The following is a 2,329-nucleotide window of genomic DNA, read 5'->3' on the forward strand; positions in this document are numbered from 1 at the left end:
CCGATTGCCCCAAGAAACACAACAATAAAAGGACGCCCCGTGAGTATCGAACAAGTCAATCTCGACATCATGAATGTCAACTTCACCATCAACACGCCGAGTGAAGAAAAAGCCACCCTGCTACAAGCCGTTGAAATGCTCAACAAAAAAAGCGACGCGATTAAAGAAAGCGGCCGCATCGTCGGCACGGACAAAATCGTCGTCATGGCAGCCCTCAACGTCGTACACGACCTCTTGAAAACCACCCTCAACGACGATTTGGCAATCGGTGAATTTGAGCGTAAAATAACCGACATGAACAACGCGTGCCAAAAAGCACTGGCGCGCTTGGAGCAAAACTAATTTCCCCTTTTCCCTGCGGTGTTCGCGAAGGCATATATTCCTTTGAACCAATACGTTCGCTTTAGGTTGCCGGGAGCTGTAGTGGGCGCGAGTGTCCGTTTATCGGACGCACCCGAAACTACCCGAGGTGACCGCCTTGTCAGCAAGGTTCAAGCGGATTCAGCCTAAACGGCACTCGTGGGGATTCCCTAAAAAAAGCCATACCGACAGGTGTGGCTTTTCCCTTTCTAAGTAAAGACTTTCGTAAAGATTTCCGGCCGTCTGAAAAAACCGCATATTCATGCATCAAACACACTCAATTAAGATTGACAAAAACCAATCTCCTCTTTAAAATCCATAACTTTCTATATATATCTGGATTCCAACCATGAAAACCTTCTCTGCAAAACCCCACGAGGTGAAGCGCGAATGGTTCGTCATTGACGCAGAAGACAAAGTTCTGGGTCGTGTCGCAGCCGAAGTCGCACACCGTCTGCGCGGCAAACACAAACCCGAATACACCCCTCACGTTGATACTGGCGACTACATCATCGTCATCAACGCAGACAAACTGCGCGTGACTGGTGCTAAATTCGAAGACAAAAAATACTTCCGTCACTCTGGTTTCCCAGGCGGCATCTACGAGCGTACTTTCCGCGAAATGCAAGAGCAATTCCCAGGCCGCGCTTTGGAACAAGCCGTAAAAGGCATGTTGCCTAAAGGTCCTCTGGGCTACGCCATGATCAAAAAACTGAAAGTGTACGCCGGCGCCGAACACGGCCACGCTGCACAACAACCTAAAGTTTTGGAACTGAAATAATAAGGACACGACATGAACGGTAAATACTACTACGGCACAGGCCGCCGCAAAAGTTCAGTGGCTCGTGTATTCTTGACTAAAGGTACCGGCCAAATCATCGTAAACGGCCGCCCCGTTGACGAATTCTTCGCACGTGAAACCAGCCGCATGGTTGTACGTCAACCTCTGGTTCTGACTGAAAATGCCGAATCTTTCGACATCAAAGTTAACGTAACCGGTGGCGGCGAAACCGGTCAATCCGGCGCTATCCGTCACGGTATCACCCGCGCCCTGATCGACTTCGATGCAGCCCTGAAACCAGCCCTGTCTCAAGCAGGCTTCGTTACTCGCGATGCTCGTGAAGTTGAACGTAAAAAACCAGGTTTGCGCAAAGCACGTCGCGCAAAACAATTCTCCAAACGTTAATACGTTTCTAGGATCGAATCAAAAGCCTTGCTCTGCAAGGCTTTTTTCATTTATAAAACGATAATCCAATATCCCCCGCAATATATGATGAAAACTCTGCTCCACTACGCCAAATCATTGCTTCAGGCTGTGATTATCTTCATCTTCTTATCCATGATTGTCGACTGGGTGCGCAAGCCTGACCAACCCTTGCAGTCGGCAGCACAAACCATCACTTTAACCGATGGACAAACCACTTCCCTCCAATCCTTCAGCCAAAATCGGGTTGCCGTCGTTTATTTTTGGGGCAGCTGGTGTCGTATTTGTTCATACACATCATCAACCATAGAAAAACTACACCAAGACGATATCCCAACACTGGGCATAGCCTTGCGCTCCGGAAGCGACGCGGACATTGCCCACCATATGCAACAAAACAATCTATCCTTTCCAAACTTCAATGATTCAGACGGCCTGATGGCTCAAAAATGGAATATAGCCGTCACACCGACCATTATCATATTAAAAGATGGCAAAATGATTCATCACACATCCGGGCTTTCTAGCTACATCGGCTTAAAAATCAGAATTTACTTAGCAGACATCTTCGGCTAAATTCATTGAAAATCCACCAAAAATAGAAAATCCAAAGAATCATCTTCGCCGAATATTTTTATCCTATTCCACTTCATAAATAAATAAACTATCTCTTTCCCGATAACATATGATTTTGTTGAGATTATAAAGAAAATAGACTAAGATATAACCATAAGAACAATTGGAAACATTATTATCAAAACAAAC

The 2,329-nt window shown here is 46.2% G+C and carries 4 protein-coding genes and 1 other RNA gene; all 5 read left to right on the forward strand.

Going from position 1 to position 2,329, the window contains the following annotated elements; all coding sequences use genetic code 11:
- Positions 1-39: 39 nt before the first annotated feature.
- The 5 genes from ACTHSP_RS19690 (at position 40) to ACTHSP_RS19710 (ending at position 2,140) form a co-directional block, all read left to right on the forward strand.
- The gene (locus tag ACTHSP_RS19690; RefSeq protein ID WP_003681511.1) at positions 40-342 is read left to right on the forward strand and encodes a cell division protein ZapA; all 303 of its coding nucleotides are present in this window, start codon (positions 40-42) and stop codon (positions 340-342) included.
- Positions 343-349: 7 nt separating this feature from the next.
- A non-coding RNA gene (ssrS, locus tag ACTHSP_RS19695) (6S RNA) lies at positions 350-530 on the forward strand.
- Positions 531-709: 179 nt separating this feature from the next.
- Entirely contained in the window at positions 710-1,141 is a 432-nt protein-coding gene (rplM, locus tag ACTHSP_RS19700; protein WP_003684605.1) for a 50S ribosomal protein L13, read from the forward strand.
- A gap of 12 nt (positions 1,142-1,153) precedes the next feature.
- Positions 1,154-1,546 carry a 30S ribosomal protein S9 gene (rpsI, locus tag ACTHSP_RS19705; RefSeq protein ID WP_003681515.1) on the forward strand — a complete coding sequence of 131 codons (393 nt, stop codon included), beginning with the start codon at positions 1,154-1,156 and terminating at the stop codon, positions 1,544-1,546.
- Positions 1,547-1,630: 84 nt separating this feature from the next.
- On the forward strand, positions 1,631-2,140 hold the full coding sequence (locus tag ACTHSP_RS19710; RefSeq protein ID WP_180947871.1) for a protein disulfide oxidoreductase: 510 nt from the start codon (positions 1,631-1,633) through the stop codon (positions 2,138-2,140).
- The last annotated feature ends 189 nt before the right edge of the window (positions 2,141-2,329 follow it).

Source organism: Neisseria sp. P0001.S005, assembly GCF_051963715.1.